Source organism: Micromonospora sp. DT81.3 (assembly GCF_049847225.1).
Taxonomy (GTDB): Bacteria; Actinomycetota; Actinomycetes; order Actinomycetales; family Microbacteriaceae; genus Microbacterium.
The window spans coordinates 1-16,626 of sequence record NZ_JBNCNY010000008.1 but is presented as its reverse complement, the minus strand read 5'-3'; the positions used below and the strand labels follow the sequence as shown (position 1 = coordinate 16,626).

Annotated in this window: 14 protein-coding genes; 13 read left to right on the top strand and 1 reads right to left on the bottom strand. The window is 70.6% G+C overall.

The features are described 5' to 3' along the window. Nucleotides 1-91 precede the first annotated feature (91 nt). From ACPW96_RS16920 to ACPW96_RS16880, 9 genes are all read left to right on the top strand, one after another. Entirely contained in the window at nucleotides 92-1,489 is a 1,398-nt protein-coding gene (locus ACPW96_RS16920; RefSeq protein WP_425884474.1) for an MFS transporter, read from the top strand. After that, entirely contained in the window at nucleotides 1,486-3,264 is a 1,779-nt protein-coding gene (locus tag ACPW96_RS16915; protein WP_425884473.1) for a dihydroxyacetone kinase family protein, read from the top strand. Before ACPW96_RS16920 ends, ACPW96_RS16915 begins: the two co-directional genes overlap by 4 nt. Before the next feature lies 1 nt (nucleotide 3,265). Further along, nucleotides 3,266-3,745, top strand: a complete 480-nt coding sequence (locus tag ACPW96_RS16910) for a ribose-5-phosphate isomerase (protein ID WP_425884472.1) — start codon at nucleotides 3,266-3,268, stop codon at nucleotides 3,743-3,745. Then, complete coding sequence (locus ACPW96_RS16905; RefSeq protein ID WP_425884471.1) at nucleotides 3,745-4,554, top strand: triose-phosphate isomerase family protein; 810 nt, start codon at nucleotides 3,745-3,747, stop codon at nucleotides 4,552-4,554. Before ACPW96_RS16910 ends, ACPW96_RS16905 begins: the two co-directional genes overlap by 1 nt. Further along, nucleotides 4,551-5,345: a sugar phosphate isomerase/epimerase family protein gene (locus ACPW96_RS16900; RefSeq protein ID WP_425884470.1), complete on the top strand. Its 795-nt coding sequence runs from the start codon at nucleotides 4,551-4,553 to the stop codon at nucleotides 5,343-5,345. Before ACPW96_RS16905 ends, ACPW96_RS16900 begins: the two co-directional genes overlap by 4 nt. Continuing rightward, entirely contained in the window at nucleotides 5,342-6,259 is a 918-nt protein-coding gene (locus ACPW96_RS16895) for a phosphogluconate dehydrogenase C-terminal domain-containing protein (protein ID WP_425884469.1), read from the top strand. Before ACPW96_RS16900 ends, ACPW96_RS16895 begins: the two co-directional genes overlap by 4 nt. An 11-nt stretch (nucleotides 6,260-6,270) precedes the next feature. Next, complete coding sequence (locus ACPW96_RS16890; RefSeq protein WP_425822919.1) at nucleotides 6,271-7,035, top strand: SDR family NAD(P)-dependent oxidoreductase; 765 nt, start codon at nucleotides 6,271-6,273, stop codon at nucleotides 7,033-7,035. After that, on the top strand, nucleotides 7,032-8,903 hold the full coding sequence (locus tag ACPW96_RS16885) for a hypothetical protein (RefSeq protein ID WP_425884467.1): 1,872 nt from the start codon (nucleotides 7,032-7,034) through the stop codon (nucleotides 8,901-8,903). Before ACPW96_RS16890 ends, ACPW96_RS16885 begins: the two co-directional genes overlap by 4 nt. 67 nt (nucleotides 8,904-8,970) lie before the next feature. Beyond that, nucleotides 8,971-9,390 carry a hypothetical protein gene (locus ACPW96_RS16880; protein ID WP_425822915.1) on the top strand — a complete coding sequence of 140 codons (420 nt, stop codon included), beginning with the start codon at nucleotides 8,971-8,973 and terminating at the stop codon, nucleotides 9,388-9,390. Nucleotides 9,391-9,474: 84 nt separating this feature from the next. Here the strand turns inward: ACPW96_RS16880 and ACPW96_RS16875 are convergent, their stop codons facing one another. Continuing rightward, complete coding sequence (locus ACPW96_RS16875) at nucleotides 9,475-10,398, bottom strand: NAD-dependent epimerase/dehydratase family protein (protein ID WP_425884466.1); 924 nt, start codon at nucleotides 10,396-10,398, stop codon at nucleotides 9,475-9,477. Nucleotides 10,399-10,485: 87 nt separating this feature from the next. Between ACPW96_RS16875 and ACPW96_RS16870 the strand changes: the two genes are divergently transcribed. The 4 genes from ACPW96_RS16870 to ACPW96_RS16855 all read left to right on the top strand — a co-directional run bounded on the left by ACPW96_RS16870 (nucleotide 10,486) and on the right by ACPW96_RS16855 (nucleotide 16,474). After that, a complete protein-coding gene (locus ACPW96_RS16870; RefSeq protein WP_425884464.1) occupies nucleotides 10,486-13,113 on the top strand; it encodes a family 78 glycoside hydrolase catalytic domain in 2,628 nt (875 codons plus the stop codon). Between the two features lie 66 nt (nucleotides 13,114-13,179). Then, on the top strand, nucleotides 13,180-14,157 hold the full coding sequence (locus ACPW96_RS16865) for a sugar-binding transcriptional regulator (RefSeq protein WP_425884462.1): 978 nt from the start codon (nucleotides 13,180-13,182) through the stop codon (nucleotides 14,155-14,157). Between the two features lie 57 nt (nucleotides 14,158-14,214). Continuing rightward, a complete protein-coding gene (locus tag ACPW96_RS16860; RefSeq protein WP_425884460.1) occupies nucleotides 14,215-15,042 on the top strand; it encodes an FAD-binding protein in 828 nt (275 codons plus the stop codon). 388 nt (nucleotides 15,043-15,430) lie between these two features. Continuing rightward, on the top strand, nucleotides 15,431-16,474 hold the full coding sequence (locus ACPW96_RS16855; RefSeq protein WP_425884458.1) for a hypothetical protein: 1,044 nt from the start codon (nucleotides 15,431-15,433) through the stop codon (nucleotides 16,472-16,474). Nucleotides 16,475-16,626 lie beyond the last annotated feature (152 nt).

Genomic DNA, 16,626 nt, shown 5'->3' with positions numbered 1-16,626 from the left:
TTCGCTTGCAATTGGTCAACCGGTTTGCCAAAATAGTCGCAGGCGTCATCCCCGGCGTCGCCAGAATCGACGACGATCCTCAGGAGTCACCGTGGACAGCACCCCCGTCGTGACGGGCATAGAGTCGCCCGTTGCCAAATCCGCCATACGCAAGGTCTCCCTGCGCCTGGTGCCCTTCGTGGCGCTCATGTTCTTCATCAACTACCTCGACCGCACCGCCATCGGGTTCGCCGCCCCGAACGGCATGAACGAGGACCTCGGACTGAGCGCCGCCCAGTTCGGCTTCGCCTCCGGCGTCTTCTTCATCGGGTACATCCTGCTCGAGGTGCCCTCCAACCTCGCCCTCCACCGCTTCGGCGCCCGGCGCTGGCTCGCCCGCATCATGGTGAGCTGGGGCATCGTCGCGCTGCTGTTCACCTGGGTGCAGAACTTCGAGCAGCTCGTCGTGCTGCGGTTCCTGCTCGGTGTCGCCGAGGCCGGGTTCTTCCCCGGTGCGATCCTCTTCCTCAGCCTGTGGGTGCCCTCGCAGTACCGCGGCCGCATCCTCATGCTCTTCTACTTGGCCCAGCCGCTCACCACCGTCATCGGCGCCCCGTTCGCCGGCTGGCTGATTCAGCAGGACGAGGTCTTCTTCGGGCTCGCCGGCTGGCGCTTCATGTTCTTCGGCGTCGCCATCCCCGCGATCATCGTCGGGATCATCGCCTGGTTCTACCTCAGGGACAAGCCGGCGGATGCCCCGTGGCTCACCAAGGAGGAGCAGGTCTGGCTCACGGAGTCGATCGCCGCCGAGCGCAAGGTCACAGAGAAGTCCGAGAAGCACGTCTCCGTACGCTTCGCCTTCAGCAGCGGCCGCGTGTGGATGCTGTCCTTCATCTACTTCGGCTTCATCTACGGCCTCTACGCGCTGGCGTTCTTCCTCCCCACGATCATCGAGGGGTTCCAGACGGCGGCCGGCACCGAGTTCGACGTCTTCCAGAAGGGCCTGATCACGGCGATCCCGTATCTGCCCGCCGCGATCGCGATGTACTTCTGGTCGCGTGACGCCTCCCGCCGCGGCCTGCGCACCTGGCACATCGCCGGCCCCGCCGTGCTCGGCGCCGTGACGATCCCGCTCGCCCTGTTCGCCGGCTCGCCCGCCGCGACGATCGCAGTGATCACCCTGACCGCGATGGCGATCTTCGCCGCGCTGCCCAACTTCTGGACCCTCCCGACGAAGTTCCTCACCGGCGTGGCCGCGGCCGCCGGCGTCGCGCTCATCAACACGATCGGCAACCTCGCGGGCTTCAGCGCACCGTTCGTCACCGGCGCCGTGGCGGACTGGACCGGTGGCTACGAGATCCCCATGATGATCGTCGGCGGAGTGATGCTCGTCTCCGCGATACTCATGGTCGTGCTCGCACGTCAGAACAAGGCGGTTGTCACCGCCGCCGGCCTCGCGGCCGCGCAGGAGAAGGCGGATGCCGCAGCGCTGAGGGCACCCCGCCCATGACCCGGCTGTGGAACGAGCCGTCCGCGTTCGCGGACGAGATGATCGACGGCTTCGTCGCCGCGAACGGCCGGTACGTCCGGCGCGTTCCCGGCGGCGTGGTCCGCAGCACCGTGGTGCCCGACGGCCAGGTGGCCGTCGTCATCGGCGGCGGCTCCGGCCACTACCCCGCCTTCGGCGGGCTCGTCGGGCAGGGTCTTGCCCATGGCGCCGCGATGGGCAACCTGTTCGCGTCGCCCTCGACGCAGCAGGTGCAGTCCGTGGCGAACGCGGCGCACCGGGGCGGCGGGGTCTTCTTCTCCTACGGGAACTACGCGGGAGACGTGCTGAACTTCGACGCCGCCCAGGATCGCCTCCGCGCCGAGGGCATCGCCTGCGCCACGGTGACGGTGACGGACGACATCTCGAGCGCCTCGATCGAGGAGCGCCACAAGCGTCGGGGCATCGCGGGGGACCTCACGGTGTTCCGCATCGCCGCCGCGGCCGCCGAGGCCGGGTACGACCTCGGCGAAGTCGAGCGGGTCGCCCGGCTCGCCAATGACCGCACCCGCTCGTTCGGCGTCGCCTTCACCGGCTGCACCCTTCCCGGAGCGGAGCAGCCCCTGTTCTCGGTGCCGGAGGGGCGCATGGCGGTGGGCCTCGGCATCCACGGCGAACCCGGCATCGATGAGACCGACGTGCCCACCGCGGACGAGCTGGCCGAGCTGCTGACCGGCCGGCTGCTCGCCGAGCTGCCCGACGGCATCGACAGCGCGGACGGGCAGAAGCTGGTGCCGATCCTGAACGGGCTCGGCGCCGTCAAGTACGAGGAGCTGTTCGTCGTCTACCGCCGCGTCGCCGCGCTGCTGCAGGAGGCGGGGGTCGAGGTCCTCGACCCGCACGTCGGCGAGTACTGCACGAGCTTCGACATGGCGGGCACCTCGCTCACGCTGTTCTGGCTCGATGACGAGCTGGAGCGGCTCTGGGACACACCCGTCGACACCCCCGCGTACCGCCGCGGCTCGGTCGTCGCGGCCGCGCAGGACGAGCGGGCAGCCTCGGTCGAAGACACCGCCGCGATCCCGGCGGCCAGCGCCGAGTCGCGCGCCCTCGCCCCGGTCGCCGCGCGTGCCGTCGCCGCGGCATCCGAGATCGTCGATGCGCACGTGGATGAACTCGGTCGCCTCGACCAGATCGCCGGCGACGGCGACCACGGCATCGGGATGCAGCGAGGCGCCCGCGCCGCGCGTGCCGCCGCCCAGCACGCCGCGGAGCTCGGGGCCGGCGTCGGCACCGTGCTCGCACACGCCGGCGACGCGTGGTCCGACCGGGCCGGCGGCACATCCGGCGCCCTGTGGGGCGTCATCCTGCGCTCGATCGGCGAGACGATCGGCGACGACGACGCCCCCGATGCGATCGGCGTCGCCGCGGGTGTGGCCGCCGCCGCCCGAGGCGTCACCGACTACGGCAAGGCCGAGGTCGGCGACAAGACCATGGTCGATGCCCTCGTCCCGTTCAGCACGGAGCTGACGATCGCTGCGGACTCTGGCGCCTCCCTCGCCCACGCGTGGGCCGCCGCCGCGGAGGCCGCGACCCGCGCCGCCGCAGCGACCGCCGAGCTGCTCCCCCGCATGGGCCGCGCACGGCCGCACGCGGAGAAGAGCCTCGGCACACCCGACCCCGGTGCGCACTCGCTCGCCCTCATCGCGACCGCGATCGGCGAGCTGCTCGCGGAATCGACCGGGGCGCCGGATGCCGCCGATGCGTCCGCCACCCCAGAATCCACCGAAAGGAACTGACATGCCCGGAGAATCCCAGCCCCTGCGCCTCGTCGTCGGCAGCGACGACGCCGGCTTCGACTACAAGGAGATCCTGAAGGCCGACCTCGAAGCCAATCCCGGGGTCGCGTCGGTCATCGACGTGGGCGTGGACGCCGACGGGCACACCGCCTACCCTCGCGTGGCGATCGCCGCCGCCGAACTCGTCGCCTCCGGTGAGGCCGACCGCGCGCTGCTGGTCTGCGGCACCGGGCTCGGCGTCGCGATCGCGGCGAACAAGGTGGCCGGCATCCGCGCCGTCACCGCGCACGACAGCTTCTCCGTCGAGCGCGCCGTGCTCTCCAACGACGCCCAGGTGCTCACGATGGGCCAGAGGGTCGTCGGCATCGAGCTCGCCCGCCGCCTCGCGCGCGAGTGGCTGACCTACCGGTTCGACCCGTCGTCGGCGTCCGCCGAGAAGGTCGCCGTCATCGACGAGTACGAGCAGACCGGAAGCTGCTGATGACCGGGCGCGTGACCGTGGGCGTGAGCCTCAAGATGTACTTCGGGCATCGTGAGGCCCGCGCATGGTTCGCGCGCGTCGCGGAACTCGCCGCGCGGCATCCGGCCGTGTCGTCGGGAAGCGTCGAGTTCTTCGTCATCCCGACCTACCTGCAGATCGCCCGCGCAGTCGAGGCGTTCCAGGGCACTCCGACGATCATCGGCGCGCAGGATGCCGCGACCGAGGATTCCGGTGCCTTCACGGGCGAGGTCAGCGCGGCCGAGCTCGCCGAGGTGGGCGTCGGGGTCGTCGAGATCGGGCACGCCGAGCGCCGCCGTCTCTTCGGCGACACGGACGCAGTGGTTCGGGCGAAGACGCACGCCGCGCTTCGCAACGGACTTCGGCCGGTGCTGTGCGTCGGCGAGACCGAGCGGAGCGAGCCGCCCCTGGCGGCCGCTCGCACGGTGGCCCAACTGGTGGACGCGCTCGAAGGCGCCCCCGCCGGCCCGCTGATCGTCGCGTACGAGCCCGTCTGGGCGATCGGCGCGCCCGAGCCGGCGCCCGTCGCCCACATCCGGACCGTCACCCTGGCACTGCGCGACGCCGTAACCGACCGACCCGGCACCTCTGTCATCTACGGCGGGTCCGCGGGCCCCGGGCTGCTGAGCGCACTGGGCGACGCCGTCGACGGGCTGTTCCTCGGGCGCTTCGCGCACGATCCCGTCGCGCTGGAGGCCGTGCTCGACGAGGCCGCGGTGCTGGCGATCGAGCGAACCGAGGGGCTCGACCGGCTCGACGGGCTCGACGGGCTTGAAGGGCTCGAAGCATGATCGGCCTCGGCACCTACGCCTTCTTCTGGCAGCACTCCGACCGCGTCGACGAGCCGCTGTCTCTGATCGGCGCACTGCAGGCCACCCGCGACCAGGATGTGGGACTGTTCCAGATCTGCGACTACGCGCCGCTGCTCGTCATGAGCGCTGCCGAGATCGCTGACGCCGCCGCCGCCGCGCGGGACCTCGGCCTCGTGATCGAGCTCGGCACAAAGGGCGTCGACCCGGGGCACCTCGAAGCGTTCCTGCGCCTCGCCGACACCTTCGGCGCCGCGCTCGTGCGCAGCATGCTGTACGCCCCCGAGTCGCGTCCCTCGCTGGAGCAGGCCGAGCGGATGCTGCGCACGGCGCTGCCCGCCTACGAGGCATCCGGGGTCACGCTCGCCCTCGAGACGTACGAGCAGGTCGCCACGGACGACCTCGCGGGCCTGGTCGAGCGGATCGACTCCGAGCACCTGGGCATCTGCCTCGACCCGGGCAATGTCGTCGCCCGGCTCGAGACGCCGCGGGCCGCCGTCGAGCGCTGCGCCCCGCTGACCAAGAACGTCCACGCCAAGGACTTCGCCTTCGCCCGCCAGGACGGCTGGGTGGGCTTCACCTACTCCGGCGCCCCGATGGGCACCGGACTGCACGACTACCCGCACCTGCTGAGCGCTGTCAGGCCCGACGAACGCGGCATCAACCAGATCGTCGAGCACTGGCTCCCCTGGCAGGGCGACCCCGAGACCACCGTCACCACCGAGCGGGAATGGACCCGCATCACACTCGAATACCTGAGGAGCACAATATGAGTACCACCACCGACCCTTCGACAGGCTCAGGGACCGCCTCGACAGGCTCAGCGACCTACACGATCGCCGTCCTGGGAGCGGGCGGAAAGATGGGGATGCGCGTCTCCAACAACCTCGCCAGGACCGATCACACCGTCTACTACGTCGAGAACTCGCCCGCTGGTCAGGAGCGCACGCGCGAGGCGGGCCGCGAGGTCACCGAACTCGCGGATGCCGTCGCCGACGCCGACATCGTCGTCTTCGCCGTCCCCGACCTGGCGCTCGGGCCCGTGACGGCACAGGTCGTGCCGCAGATGAAGCCGGGCTCGATCGTGCTCACCCTCGACCCCGCCGCCGCGTACGCCGGGCTGCTGACCACCCGCGAGGACGTCATCCAGGCCGTCGCGCACCCGTGCCACCCGTCGATCTTCCTGCAGCGGCAGACCCCCGAGGAGTGGGCCGACACGTTCGGGGGCATCGCCGCCCCGCAGGACGCGATCGCCGCCGTCGAGTCGGAGGACCCGGCGAAGCAGGCGATCGTCGAGTCCACCGTGCGCGCGATCTACGCCCCGATCATCGACGTGCACTGGGTCTCGATCAAGCAGCTGGCCCAACTCGAGCCCACACTCGTCGAAACCGTCGCCTGCATGATCGGCGCCCTGCTCAACGAGGCCCTGCAGGAGACGATCAACACGATGGGCGTGCCCGAGGCCGCCGCCCGCAGCATCCTGTACGGCCACACGCAGGTCGCGCTCGCCAACGGCCTGCGCGGCGACAACCCCTTCAGCGATGCGTGCCTGATCGCGATGGACTACGGTCGCGAGAGCATCATCAAGGACGACTGGAAGAAGATCTTCCGCGACGACGAGCTCGACCGCAACCTCGCGCGGATGCTTCACCTCGACCACATCGAACGCAGTCACATCGAGCGTTGAGGAGCCACGCCATGACAGGTCGCCTCGAAGGCAAGACCGCGCTGATCACCGGGGCGGGCACCGGAATCGGGCTCGCCGTCGCGCTGCGGTTCGCGAACGAAGGCGCGCGGGTGGTCGTCGCCGATCGCGATGCGGATGCCGCCGATGCCGCGGTGAAGACGATCAACGCGCACCGCGCCGTCGCCGTCGTCATGGACATCTCCGACGAGGCGGCGGTGGAGGCGGCGTTCGCAAAGCTCCAGGCCGATGGCATGTCGCCGGACGTCGTCGTCGCCAACGCCGGCGTGCAGCTGTTCGGGCAGGACGCTCCGGCGGCCGACCTCGACCTCGACGTCTGGCGGCGCACCATCGACATCAACCTCACCGGCACGTTCCTCACCGTCAAGCACGCCGTGCGCTCGCTGCTGGCTCGCGAAGTCGGCGGCTCGATCATCCTCACCGGCAGCCCCACCGGCCTGAACGGCGAGGGCAAGGACTTCACGGCCTACAGCGCCTCGAAGGCCGGCATCCACGGGCTCGCCCGCACGGTCGCCGCCGCCTACGCCGACAGGAACATCCGCGTGAACACGGTCGTGCCCGGGTACACCGAGACGTCGCTCGTCAGCGCGATCTCATCGGATCCCACTTCGCGCGCCGCCATCATCGGCCGGATTCCCCTGGGCCGTGCCGGCAGCCCGGCCGACGTCGAGGGCATCATGGTGTATCTCGCGAGCGACGACGGCGCTTTCGCGACCGGCGCGCTGTTCGCCGTGGACGGGGGCATGACGACGCTGTGACTCCCGAGGCGGGCGATGGGGCGGATGCCGGTGGCGGGACGGATGCCGGGGGCACGACAGCACCCGGCTGGTGGTCGCCGTCCCGGACGTGGTCCTGCGGGGACTGGTCGCTGGAGCTGCGGGGCGACGAGCTCGCCGACATCCGGTTCCGGCGACGCCTGCTGCTGCGCGGCGTGCGCGCGGTCGTGCGCGACGCGGACTGGGGCACGGTCCCGACGCGGGTGGTGGATGCCGAGCCCGGCGAGTCGCAGCTCACGGTGCGGCTGGCGATGGAGGGTCTCGGGCTCTCGGTGCACGGCACCCTGACGGCCGCCGTGGAGGGCGATGCGCTCGAGATCCGCTGGCGGGCCGTCTCGGCACAGGCGGCGGAGACGAACCGCGTGGGGCTCGTGCTGCTGCACCCGCCCGCTCTGGCGGGCGGGCCGCTCACGGTGCGGCATCCGGATGGCACCACCACGGCGATGCGATTCCCCATCGACATCAGCCCGCATCAACCCGCCCTCGACATCTCCGGGATGGACTGGCGCTTCGATGGGGGCGAGGCGCGGCTCTCGCTCTCGGGCGACGTGTTCGAGATGGAGGACCAGCGCAACTGGACCGACGCCTCCTACAAGACGTACAGCCGGCCCCTGGCGCTGCCCTTCCCGTACTCGCTCGCCGAGGGGGAGGTGCTCGAGCAGACCGCCCGGCTCGAGGTCGCGCCGGCCGATGCGCTGGGGGCGGGCACCGCCGCGTCGCAGGCGGCGCGACACCGTGCGACGCCGCCCGGAAACGACGCGGCGGGGCCCGTGGATCGAATCGAACTCGTCGCGGCGGGTGCGTTCCCATCGATCGGTGTCGCGGCATCCACGGCGCCTGATCCCGCACCCGGTCCGGCGCCAGGACCCACGCTCGCCGGGGCATCCGGCTCGGCACCCGGCACCGCGTTCGTACTCGTCGAACTCGATCTGGCCACCCCCAACTGGCGTGCGGCGCTCGAGCGGGCGGCGCGGTCTGGAGTACCCCTCGACGTACGGGTCGTCGCGGACATCCGCGACGACCTGCACTCCGTGGTCGACGCGCTGAGCGCGCTCCCGGTGACGCGCATCGGAATCTACGACAGGCTCGACTCGATCACTCTCCCGCCGTTGCGGGATGCGCTTCGCCGGGCTCTCTCCGACAGGGGTCTCGCTCTCCCCGTGATCGGCGGAGCGAGGTCCCACTTCACAGAGCTGAACCGCGGCGCCCGGCTGGTCCCCGGCGACCTGGATGCCCTCACGTTCTCGGTGACCCCCCTCTTTCACACCCTCGATACGGAGCAGCTGGTCGAGTCGGTCCCCATCCAGCGCCTCGTCGCCGAGCAGGCCGTCCGGATGGCGGTCGGCCGGCCGGTGCACATCGGGCCGGTGACCCTCCGACCCCGATTCAACAACGTGGCGACTCGGCCCGCGCCGACACCCGCCGCGAGCGATCTCTCCGAGGGATACGGGGCCGCGTTCACGGATGCAGACGACCCGCGCATGGCCGCGCCGGAGCTGGCGGCCTGGACGGTGGCGAGCGCCGCCGCGCTTGCGGTGGACGGTGTGGCGACCCTGTGCTACTTCGAGGAGTGGGGGCCCCGCGGCATCCGCTCGTCCGACGGCTCCCCCCGCCCCGTCGTCCAGGTGCTCGGCTGGCTGTCCGAGCTCGACGGGGCGAGCCTGTTCAGCGGGCCGAGCCGCGACGGGACCGTGTGGGCCCTCGGCGGGAGGCACGAGGGGCGAACGACGGTGATCGCGGCGAACATCGGCCACCGGGACCGCGAGGTCACCGTCTCGACACCTGCCGGAGAGGTCGTGCTGCGCCTCGGTTCCGGTGAGGCGACGCGAGTGGCGCTCACCCCTCAGTAGGACCGCCGCCGATCCTTGCGTGAGCCGCCCTCGCCCGCAAGACTCGGAGAAAGGAAGCGGGTAGTCCATGAGCACCAGATCTGCCACGAGTCTTCTGCTTCTGCTTGCCACGAGTCTTCTGCTTCTTGCAGGGGCGGCGATCGTCCTCGTCGGGGGCGTGGGCGGTTCGGGATTCGCGCTGCTGGACCGCGATGCAGAGTCCGCGGACGCGCTGCCCGCGGACCTCGCCGGCGACGCGTACGACAGCGTCGACACCGCGAGCGCGCGGTGGGTCGCGGAGCACGACGGCGACCAGCTGTACCTCGCGAGAGGCACGGAGGTGGGCACCGTCTGCCTTCTCGTGCACCGGGAGGACTGGGTGGTGGGATGCGGCGGCCCGCAGCTCGGCGTGAGCAACGCCACACGGACGTACTACGTGCAGCCCGACGCCGACCCAGACCCGGTGACCGGCACGAAGGTGACCGAGAACGTCTTCGTCAAGGGCTGAGGGGCGGCTGCTCGAGGATCGTACGGGCGAGATCGTCCGGTCGTGTGAGCTGCGGCCAGTGCCCCCTCGGCAGGTCGACATAGGTCACGTCGCGGCGGGGATCCCCGGCGCAGAGCCGGACGAGGAGCGGGATGGGTCCCACGAGGCGGACGCGGCCCCCGACCGCGCCCGCCAGTCGTGCTGCGCGCGGAACCCGAGCTCCTTCTGGATGAGCCGCGTCGACATGAGCGACTCGAACTCTCCGAGATCGGGAGCCACGGGCGTGCCGGGGAACCACCGTTCCGCGAGTTCCCGCGAAGGAGCGGCGCAGCCGGATTCCGGTGCGGCGACGTTGTAGACCCGGTAACCAGGGGTGGCGCCGGCGAGGGCGAGCGAGACGGCCTGCGCTCCGTCGCGCGCATCGATCCACGACCCGAGAAGGTCGCGGCGATAGCCGGGCTCGGCCGCGCGGTCGAACGTGGCATACTCGCCCTCGCCCACCACGTTGGTGAACCGCAGGGCCGTGATCGAGACATCCGGCCCCCAGAGCGCGAGCTGTGCGGCCACCGCCTCCTCGGCCACCTTGCCGAGGCCGTACGTGTTGTTCGCACGGGTCCAGCCCTCGTCGGCGGGAAGGGACGGAGGGGGTTCGCCGAACGGAAAGCCCATCGCCGTGATGCTCGATGCGAGAACGATCGTGCGGATGCCGGCGCGATGCGCGGCGAAGAGCACGTTGAACGACACCGCGACGTTGCTGCGGAACGTCTCGGCGTCCGGCACCAGGCCGTTCACCGGGATGGCGGCCAGGTGCACGAGAGCGTCCAACCCGCTGTGCCGAGCGGTGACGCCGAGCATCGCGTCGAGGGTCTGGCCGTAGTCGGCAAGGTCGACGCGGGTGAACCCGGGGCCAGGGTCGCCCGCCAGGTCGAAGCCGATCACCTGATGACCTTCGTCTCGCAGCCGCGCCACCGTGGCCCGGCCGAGCTTTCCGGCGCTCCCGGTGACCCCGATGACCATAGGCTCGCCCATACAGATCCCCCTGCGTCCCGCTCTCGCGCTTTCTCAGCCGGTGTTGCATAATGATTCTATAGTGAATGCAACCGATACGGAGCTGTCGTGGATGTGATCGTCGAATCGCCTCGGCTGGAGCACCACCGCGAAGCGTTCGGCATCGGCGAGGAGGCCCCACGGCTCTCCTGGCGGGTTCTCCAGGCGCCGGCGGGATGGCGGCAGTACGCCTATCGCGTCGTGATCGAGCGGGGCGAGGCGCCGGCGTCGGAGCTCACGGTCTGCTCCGGCGAGCAGGTGCTCGTCGATTGGCCGGACGCTCCGCTCCGGTCGCGCGAGTCCGCGCGCCTCAGCGTCGCCGTGCGCGGCGCGGACGGCGAGTGGTCGGCCCCGTCCGACCCCACGACGCTCGAGGCCGGACTGCTCTTCCCCGACGACTGGATCGCCCGCCCGGTCGGCGCCACCTGGACCGAAGACCCCGACTCGGACGAACGCCGGCCCTCCCTGTTGCGCCGCGAGTTCGCGGTCGCGCACGGACTCGTGCGGGCGCGGCTTTATGCGAGCGCGCACGGCCTCTACGAGGCGGAGGTGAACGGCATGCGGGTCGGCGACGACGCCCTCTCCCCCGGCTGGACCGTCTACGGCCGCCGGCTGCGGTACTACACCCACGACATCACGGCCATGCTCGAGGAGGGTCCGAACGCCGTCGGCGCCTGGCTCGGTGACGGCTGGTACCGCGGTCGCCTCGGCTGGCGCGGCGGGTTCCGCAACCTCTACGGCAACGATCTGTCCTTCCTCGGTCAGCTGGAGCTGACCTACGCCGACGGGCGCCGCGAGATCATCGCCACCGACGACTCGTGGCGGGCCGCGCCGAGCCCGATCCTCCGCTCCGGCATCTACGACGGGGAGGACCACGACGCACGCGAGGAACGCGCGGGGTGGAGTCGGCCGGGCTTCGACGAGACCGGATGGGAGCGCGCGGCGATGCGCCACCGCGACCCGGCGACGCTCGTCGCGCCGACAGGACCGCCGGTGCGCTGCACGCAGGAGGTCGCGCCCGTCGCGGTGCTCACCGGCCCGAGCGGCAGCCGCATCCTCGACTTCGGCCAGAACCTCGTCGGCCGGGTGCGCATCCGGGTGCGCGGCGAGGAGGGGCGCACCGTCACCCTCCGCACCGCCGAGGTGCTGCAGGACGGCGAGCTCTACACCCGTCCCCTGCGTGGAGCGCGCTCGAGCGACGGCTACACGCTGGCGGGCCGGGCGGAGGGCGAGACGTGGGAGCCGCGTTTCACATTCCACGGCTTCCGCTACGTCGAGGTGTCCGGATGGCCCGGTGACCTGGATGCCGCGGCGGCGAGCGGCGACCTGGTGGCCCGGGTCTACCACTCCGACCTCGAGCGCACGGGGTGGTTCGAGTGCTCGGACGCCTCCGTGAACCGCCTGCACGCGAACGTGGTCTGGGGGATGCGCGGCAACTTCGTCGACATCCCGACCGACTGCCCACAGCGCGACGAGCGCGTCGGCTGGACCGGCGACATCCAGGTCTTCGGACCGGCGGCGTCCTCGCTGTACGACGTGAGCGGCATGCTGACCGGCTGGCTGCGGGACCTCGCGATCGAGCAGCTGCCCGACGGCACGGTCCCCTGGTACGTGCCCGTGATCCCCGCCCACCACATGTGGACGCCGATCCGTCCCGGTGCTGCATGGGGCGATGTGGCGACGCTGCTGCCGTGGACGCTGTACGAGCGCTTCGGCGACGCCGGCGTGCTGCGCGCCCAGTTCGGCAGCGCCCGCGCGTGGGTCGACCTCGTGGAGCGCCTGGCCGGACCCGGCCGGCTCTGGGACACGGGCTTCCAGCTCGGCGACTGGCTCGATCCCGCCGCCCCGCCGCAGGACCCGGCCGATGCCCGCACCGACCGCCACCTGGTCGCGACGGCCTACTTCGCCCGCTCCGCACGCGCGGTGGCCGACATGGCCGACGCGCTCGGGCTGACGGATGAGCGGGCGCGATACTCGCGCCTCGCCGACGAGGTCGCGGCCGCTTTCGCGGAGCGCTACGTCGGCGCCGACGGCACGATGACGAGCGACGCGCAGACGGCTTACGCCCTCGCGCTCGCGTTCGAGCTGATCCCGGATGCCGCACGCAGGGACACCGCCGCGGCACGCCTCGCCGAGCTCGTGCGAGAGGCAGGCAACCGCATCGCGACGGGGTTCGTCGGCACCCCGCTCGTCACCGACGCGCTGAGCGCGCACGGCCACGTCGACACCGCATACGCCCTGCTGCTCGAACGGGAGTGCCCCTCCTGGCTCTACCAGGTGGACATGGGCGCGACGACGGTCTGGGAGCGCTGGGACGCCATGCTGCCCGATGGCACGGTGAATCCCGGCACGATGACGAGCTTCAACCACTACGCCCTGGGCGCGGTCGCCGACTGGCTGCACCGCGTCGTCGCGGGTCTGGCACCCGATGAGCCGGGCTACCGCGTCATCCGCTTCGCGCCGCGCCCCGGCGGCGGGCTGACCACGGCGACGGCCAGCCACCTGACCCCCTACGGTGAGACTGCGATCACCTGGACGATGCTCGAGGGGGAGCTGGTCGTACAGGCGACCGTTCCCGTCGGGGCACGGGGTGTGCTCGACCTTCCGGGCCGGGAGCCCGAGACGCTTCCCCACGGGATGCACACCCGCCGCATTTCCGTCGGAACCGCAGAACTGGCCTCCCGGGCCGCCAACTGAATATCGTTTCCCCCATGCCGCGGCGCGCACCGGTGCCCGCCCGCGACAACCGATCGGAGACCGCACGTGTCGACCAACCGCTACACCCGTCCGCATGACGGTCACGTGCGCCTGCTCACCAAGGTCGCGCGGATGTATCACGAGCGCGGCGTGCGGCAGGCGGACATCGCCGCCGCCCTGAGCATCTCGCAGGCCAAGGTCTCCCGCCTGCTCAAGCGGGCGGAGGCCCTGGGCATCGTGCGCACGACGGTCACGGTCGCCCCTGGTGTCTACTCGGAGCTCGAGGAGACGCTCGAGGCGAAGTACGGCATGGCCGAGGCGGTGGTGGTGGATGTCGACCCCGAGGCCGACGAGCGCGAGCTGCTCGCGGCCATCGGCGCCGGGGCGGCCGCCTACCTCGAGGCGACCCTCTCGGGCACCGACCGCATCGGCGTCTCGTCGTGGAGCCAGACCGTGCTGGCGATGGTGGACCGGATGCGGCCCTTCACCGCGCGCGGAGCCGTCGAGGTCGTGCAGCTGCTCGGCGGAGTCGGCGCGCCGGAGGCGCAGAGCCACTCGAACCGCATCCTCGGCGAGCTGGCGCGCATGCTCGGCGCAGAGCCGGTCTACGTGCAGGCGCCGGGGATCGTGGCCGGCTCGGCCATCCGCGACAGCCTGCTGGCCGACCCCTCGATGCAGGAGGTCACGCGGCACTGGCGCGAGCTGAGCATGGCGATCATGGGCATCGGAAGCATCGAGCCGTCGAATGTGCTGGCCGAGAGCGGCAACGCGTTCTCGCCCGCCGAGCGCGCCGCGATGATCGAAGCCGGCGCGGTCGGCGATATCTGCCACCGCATCTACAGCGCCGACGGCTCCCTCGTGCGCGGCGAGTTCGACGATCGCATCATCGCCATTCCGGTCGAGGATCTCCTGCGCATCCCCCGGCGCGTCGGCATCGCAGGCGGCGAGCACAAGCTCGAGGCGATCCACGGCGCCCTCTCGGGCGGCTGGGTGACCGCGCTCGTGACCGACCTCGGAACCGCCGAGCAGCTCGCCGAGCGCTGACTGAGCTGGAGTCCCGGGAGTGATCGCTACGCGGAACGGGAGACGGGAACCGCCGCGATGAGCGGCGGCCCCGCAGGCACGACGTGGGCGGAGACGTACCGGTTCACCGCGTCGACGCTGCACAGGCCCTCTTCAATGGGTGAATTGCGGGGGGTCATCACCTCGGGGACCCGGGTGCGGGCACTCGGCACGCGACACTCCTTCACCGACCTCGCCGATTCGGCGGAGCTCGTCTCGCTCGAGCGACTGATCATCGAACCGGTGCTCGACGCCGACCGCAGAGAGGTGCGGGTCTCGGCAGCGATGTCATACGGCGCGCTTGCCGCATGGCTCGAGCATCGAGGCTGGGCCCTGCAGAACCTGGCGTCGCTGCCGCACATTTCCATAGGCGGAGCGGTCATGACCGCGACCCACGGGTCCGGACTTGCGAACGGCTCCCTGTCGGCCGCGGTGCGTGCCCTGGAGCTCGTCACGGGGGATGGACAAATCCTCAGAATCGACGACACGGATCCTCGCCTCGCCGGCGTCGTCGTCTCGCTGGGCGCGGTCGGAGTGGTGACCCGACTCAGCCTCGCGATCGTGCCGTCCTACCGGCTCCGCCAGCAGACGTTCGCCGTCGCCCGCTGGGCGGACCTCGTGCATGACGTGCCCGCCCTGATGTCCTCGGCGTACAGCGTGAGCATCTTCACCGACTGGCTGGACCGGCATGAGCTGCTCATCAAGTCTCGCGAGGGGGACGCCGACGCGGCCGACCACGTCGGCTCGGCGTTGACCGACCTGCCAGACACGGAGAACGTGACGCCGCGTCGCGGAGTGTGGGGACCGTGGTCCGAGCGCCTGGCCCCTGCAGTGAAGGTGGTGAAGCACTCGGGACAGGTGCCGTGATCCTTCTTCGGCACGTGACGTCCGAACGATGCTGCGAAAGCTAGGGGCTCCCTATCGAGGGAGGTAGTGGCAGGAACAGAAGCGGACCGGCGGGGATGAGCTGGCTTCCGTCGTAGCTCCTTCGAGCCACGGATTCCGTGAGCGTAGACGTTGGGGCTCCCCTGCTCGCGGTATCGGAGGTGAGCGATGATAGGGCCTTGTGCACAACCTTGCGGAGCGAGACAATTCCGCCACCCGAAGCCCTGAACACGGCACCGGTGAGGAGTCAGCGATAAACATTCGGCGCAGTACGGGAGTGGTCGCGGTTACCGTGTTTTTGCTAGCTGGCGTGTCGCCGCTTACGGCGGCGACAACGTCCGCGTCAGCGGTGGCGGTGCAAGCGAGGGGTATGCGGGATCTGGGCACCCTCGGTGGCCGGGAGAGCGACGGCGTTGACATCAACGTATGGGGTCAGGTCGCCGGCACCGCCGACACCGCGGATGAGAATGCTCGCGCCTTTCGATGGAGCCCGTCGGAAGGCATGAAAGACCTAGGGAGTGTCAGCGGCGCGAACAATTCACGTGCAATCGCCATTAACGATCTGGGTCAGGTCATAGGAGATGCCTTCACCGCCATGGGCCGACACGCGTTTCGTTGGACCGCTTCCGGCGGTATCCAGGATTTGGGCACCCTCGGCGAATACGACACCCAGCCGGCGGGAATCAACAATCTCGGGCAGGTGGCAGGGCGATCGCTGCTCTCGAACGGAAACTTCCACGCGTTTCGGTGGACGTCCACAGGGGGTTTGCGCGATCTGGGCACTCTCGGCGGTCCTAGCAGCGTGGCGACTGCCATTAACGATCTAGGCCAGGTCGTCGGCGGGGCCAAGCTTGCCGACGGCTCCACACATGCGTTTCGGTGGACAGCCGCAGGCGGGATGCAGGACTTGGGCGCGCTGGGCGGTCAATACAGCAACGCCACCGGAATCAACGTGCGCGGTCAGGTGATCGGGACCTACCGTCTGAACGATGGCGGCGATCGCGCATTTCGGTGGTCGGCATCGGAGGGAATGCGAGATCTCGGTGCCTTCTACCCCCACGCCATCAACGCGCTCGGCCAGGTGGTAGGGGTTGGCAGCGGTGTGCCCGGGCCGATTCGCGCGATTCGTTGGACAGCGTCGGGGGGCATGCAGGATCTGGGCACGCTCGGCGGTCGAGAAAGCTACGCATATGACATCAACGACCTCGGTCAGATCGTCGGGATGGCAGACACGAACGTGGAGTTCCAGCCGCACGCTTTTCGATGGACGCCGTCTGGCGGGATGACGGACTTGGGCACCCTCGAAGGCATGTACGACAGCACCGCGGGGGCGATCAACATACGCGGCCAGGTCACCGGAGTTTCTAGCATGGCGGACGGGGAACGCCGACACGCGTTCCGCTGGAGCCCCTAACAGCCGATCTCGATCCTCCTCCGCCAGGGACACGTCGCCGCGCCCACAGGCAGGGCAGAAAACGCACGCGCAGGGATCGCTCAGCGGGCACCCCCCAATTTCCGAGGCCAGCCTGGGCGCGTCCTCGGCGATCCACTGGTCGAGCACTTGTC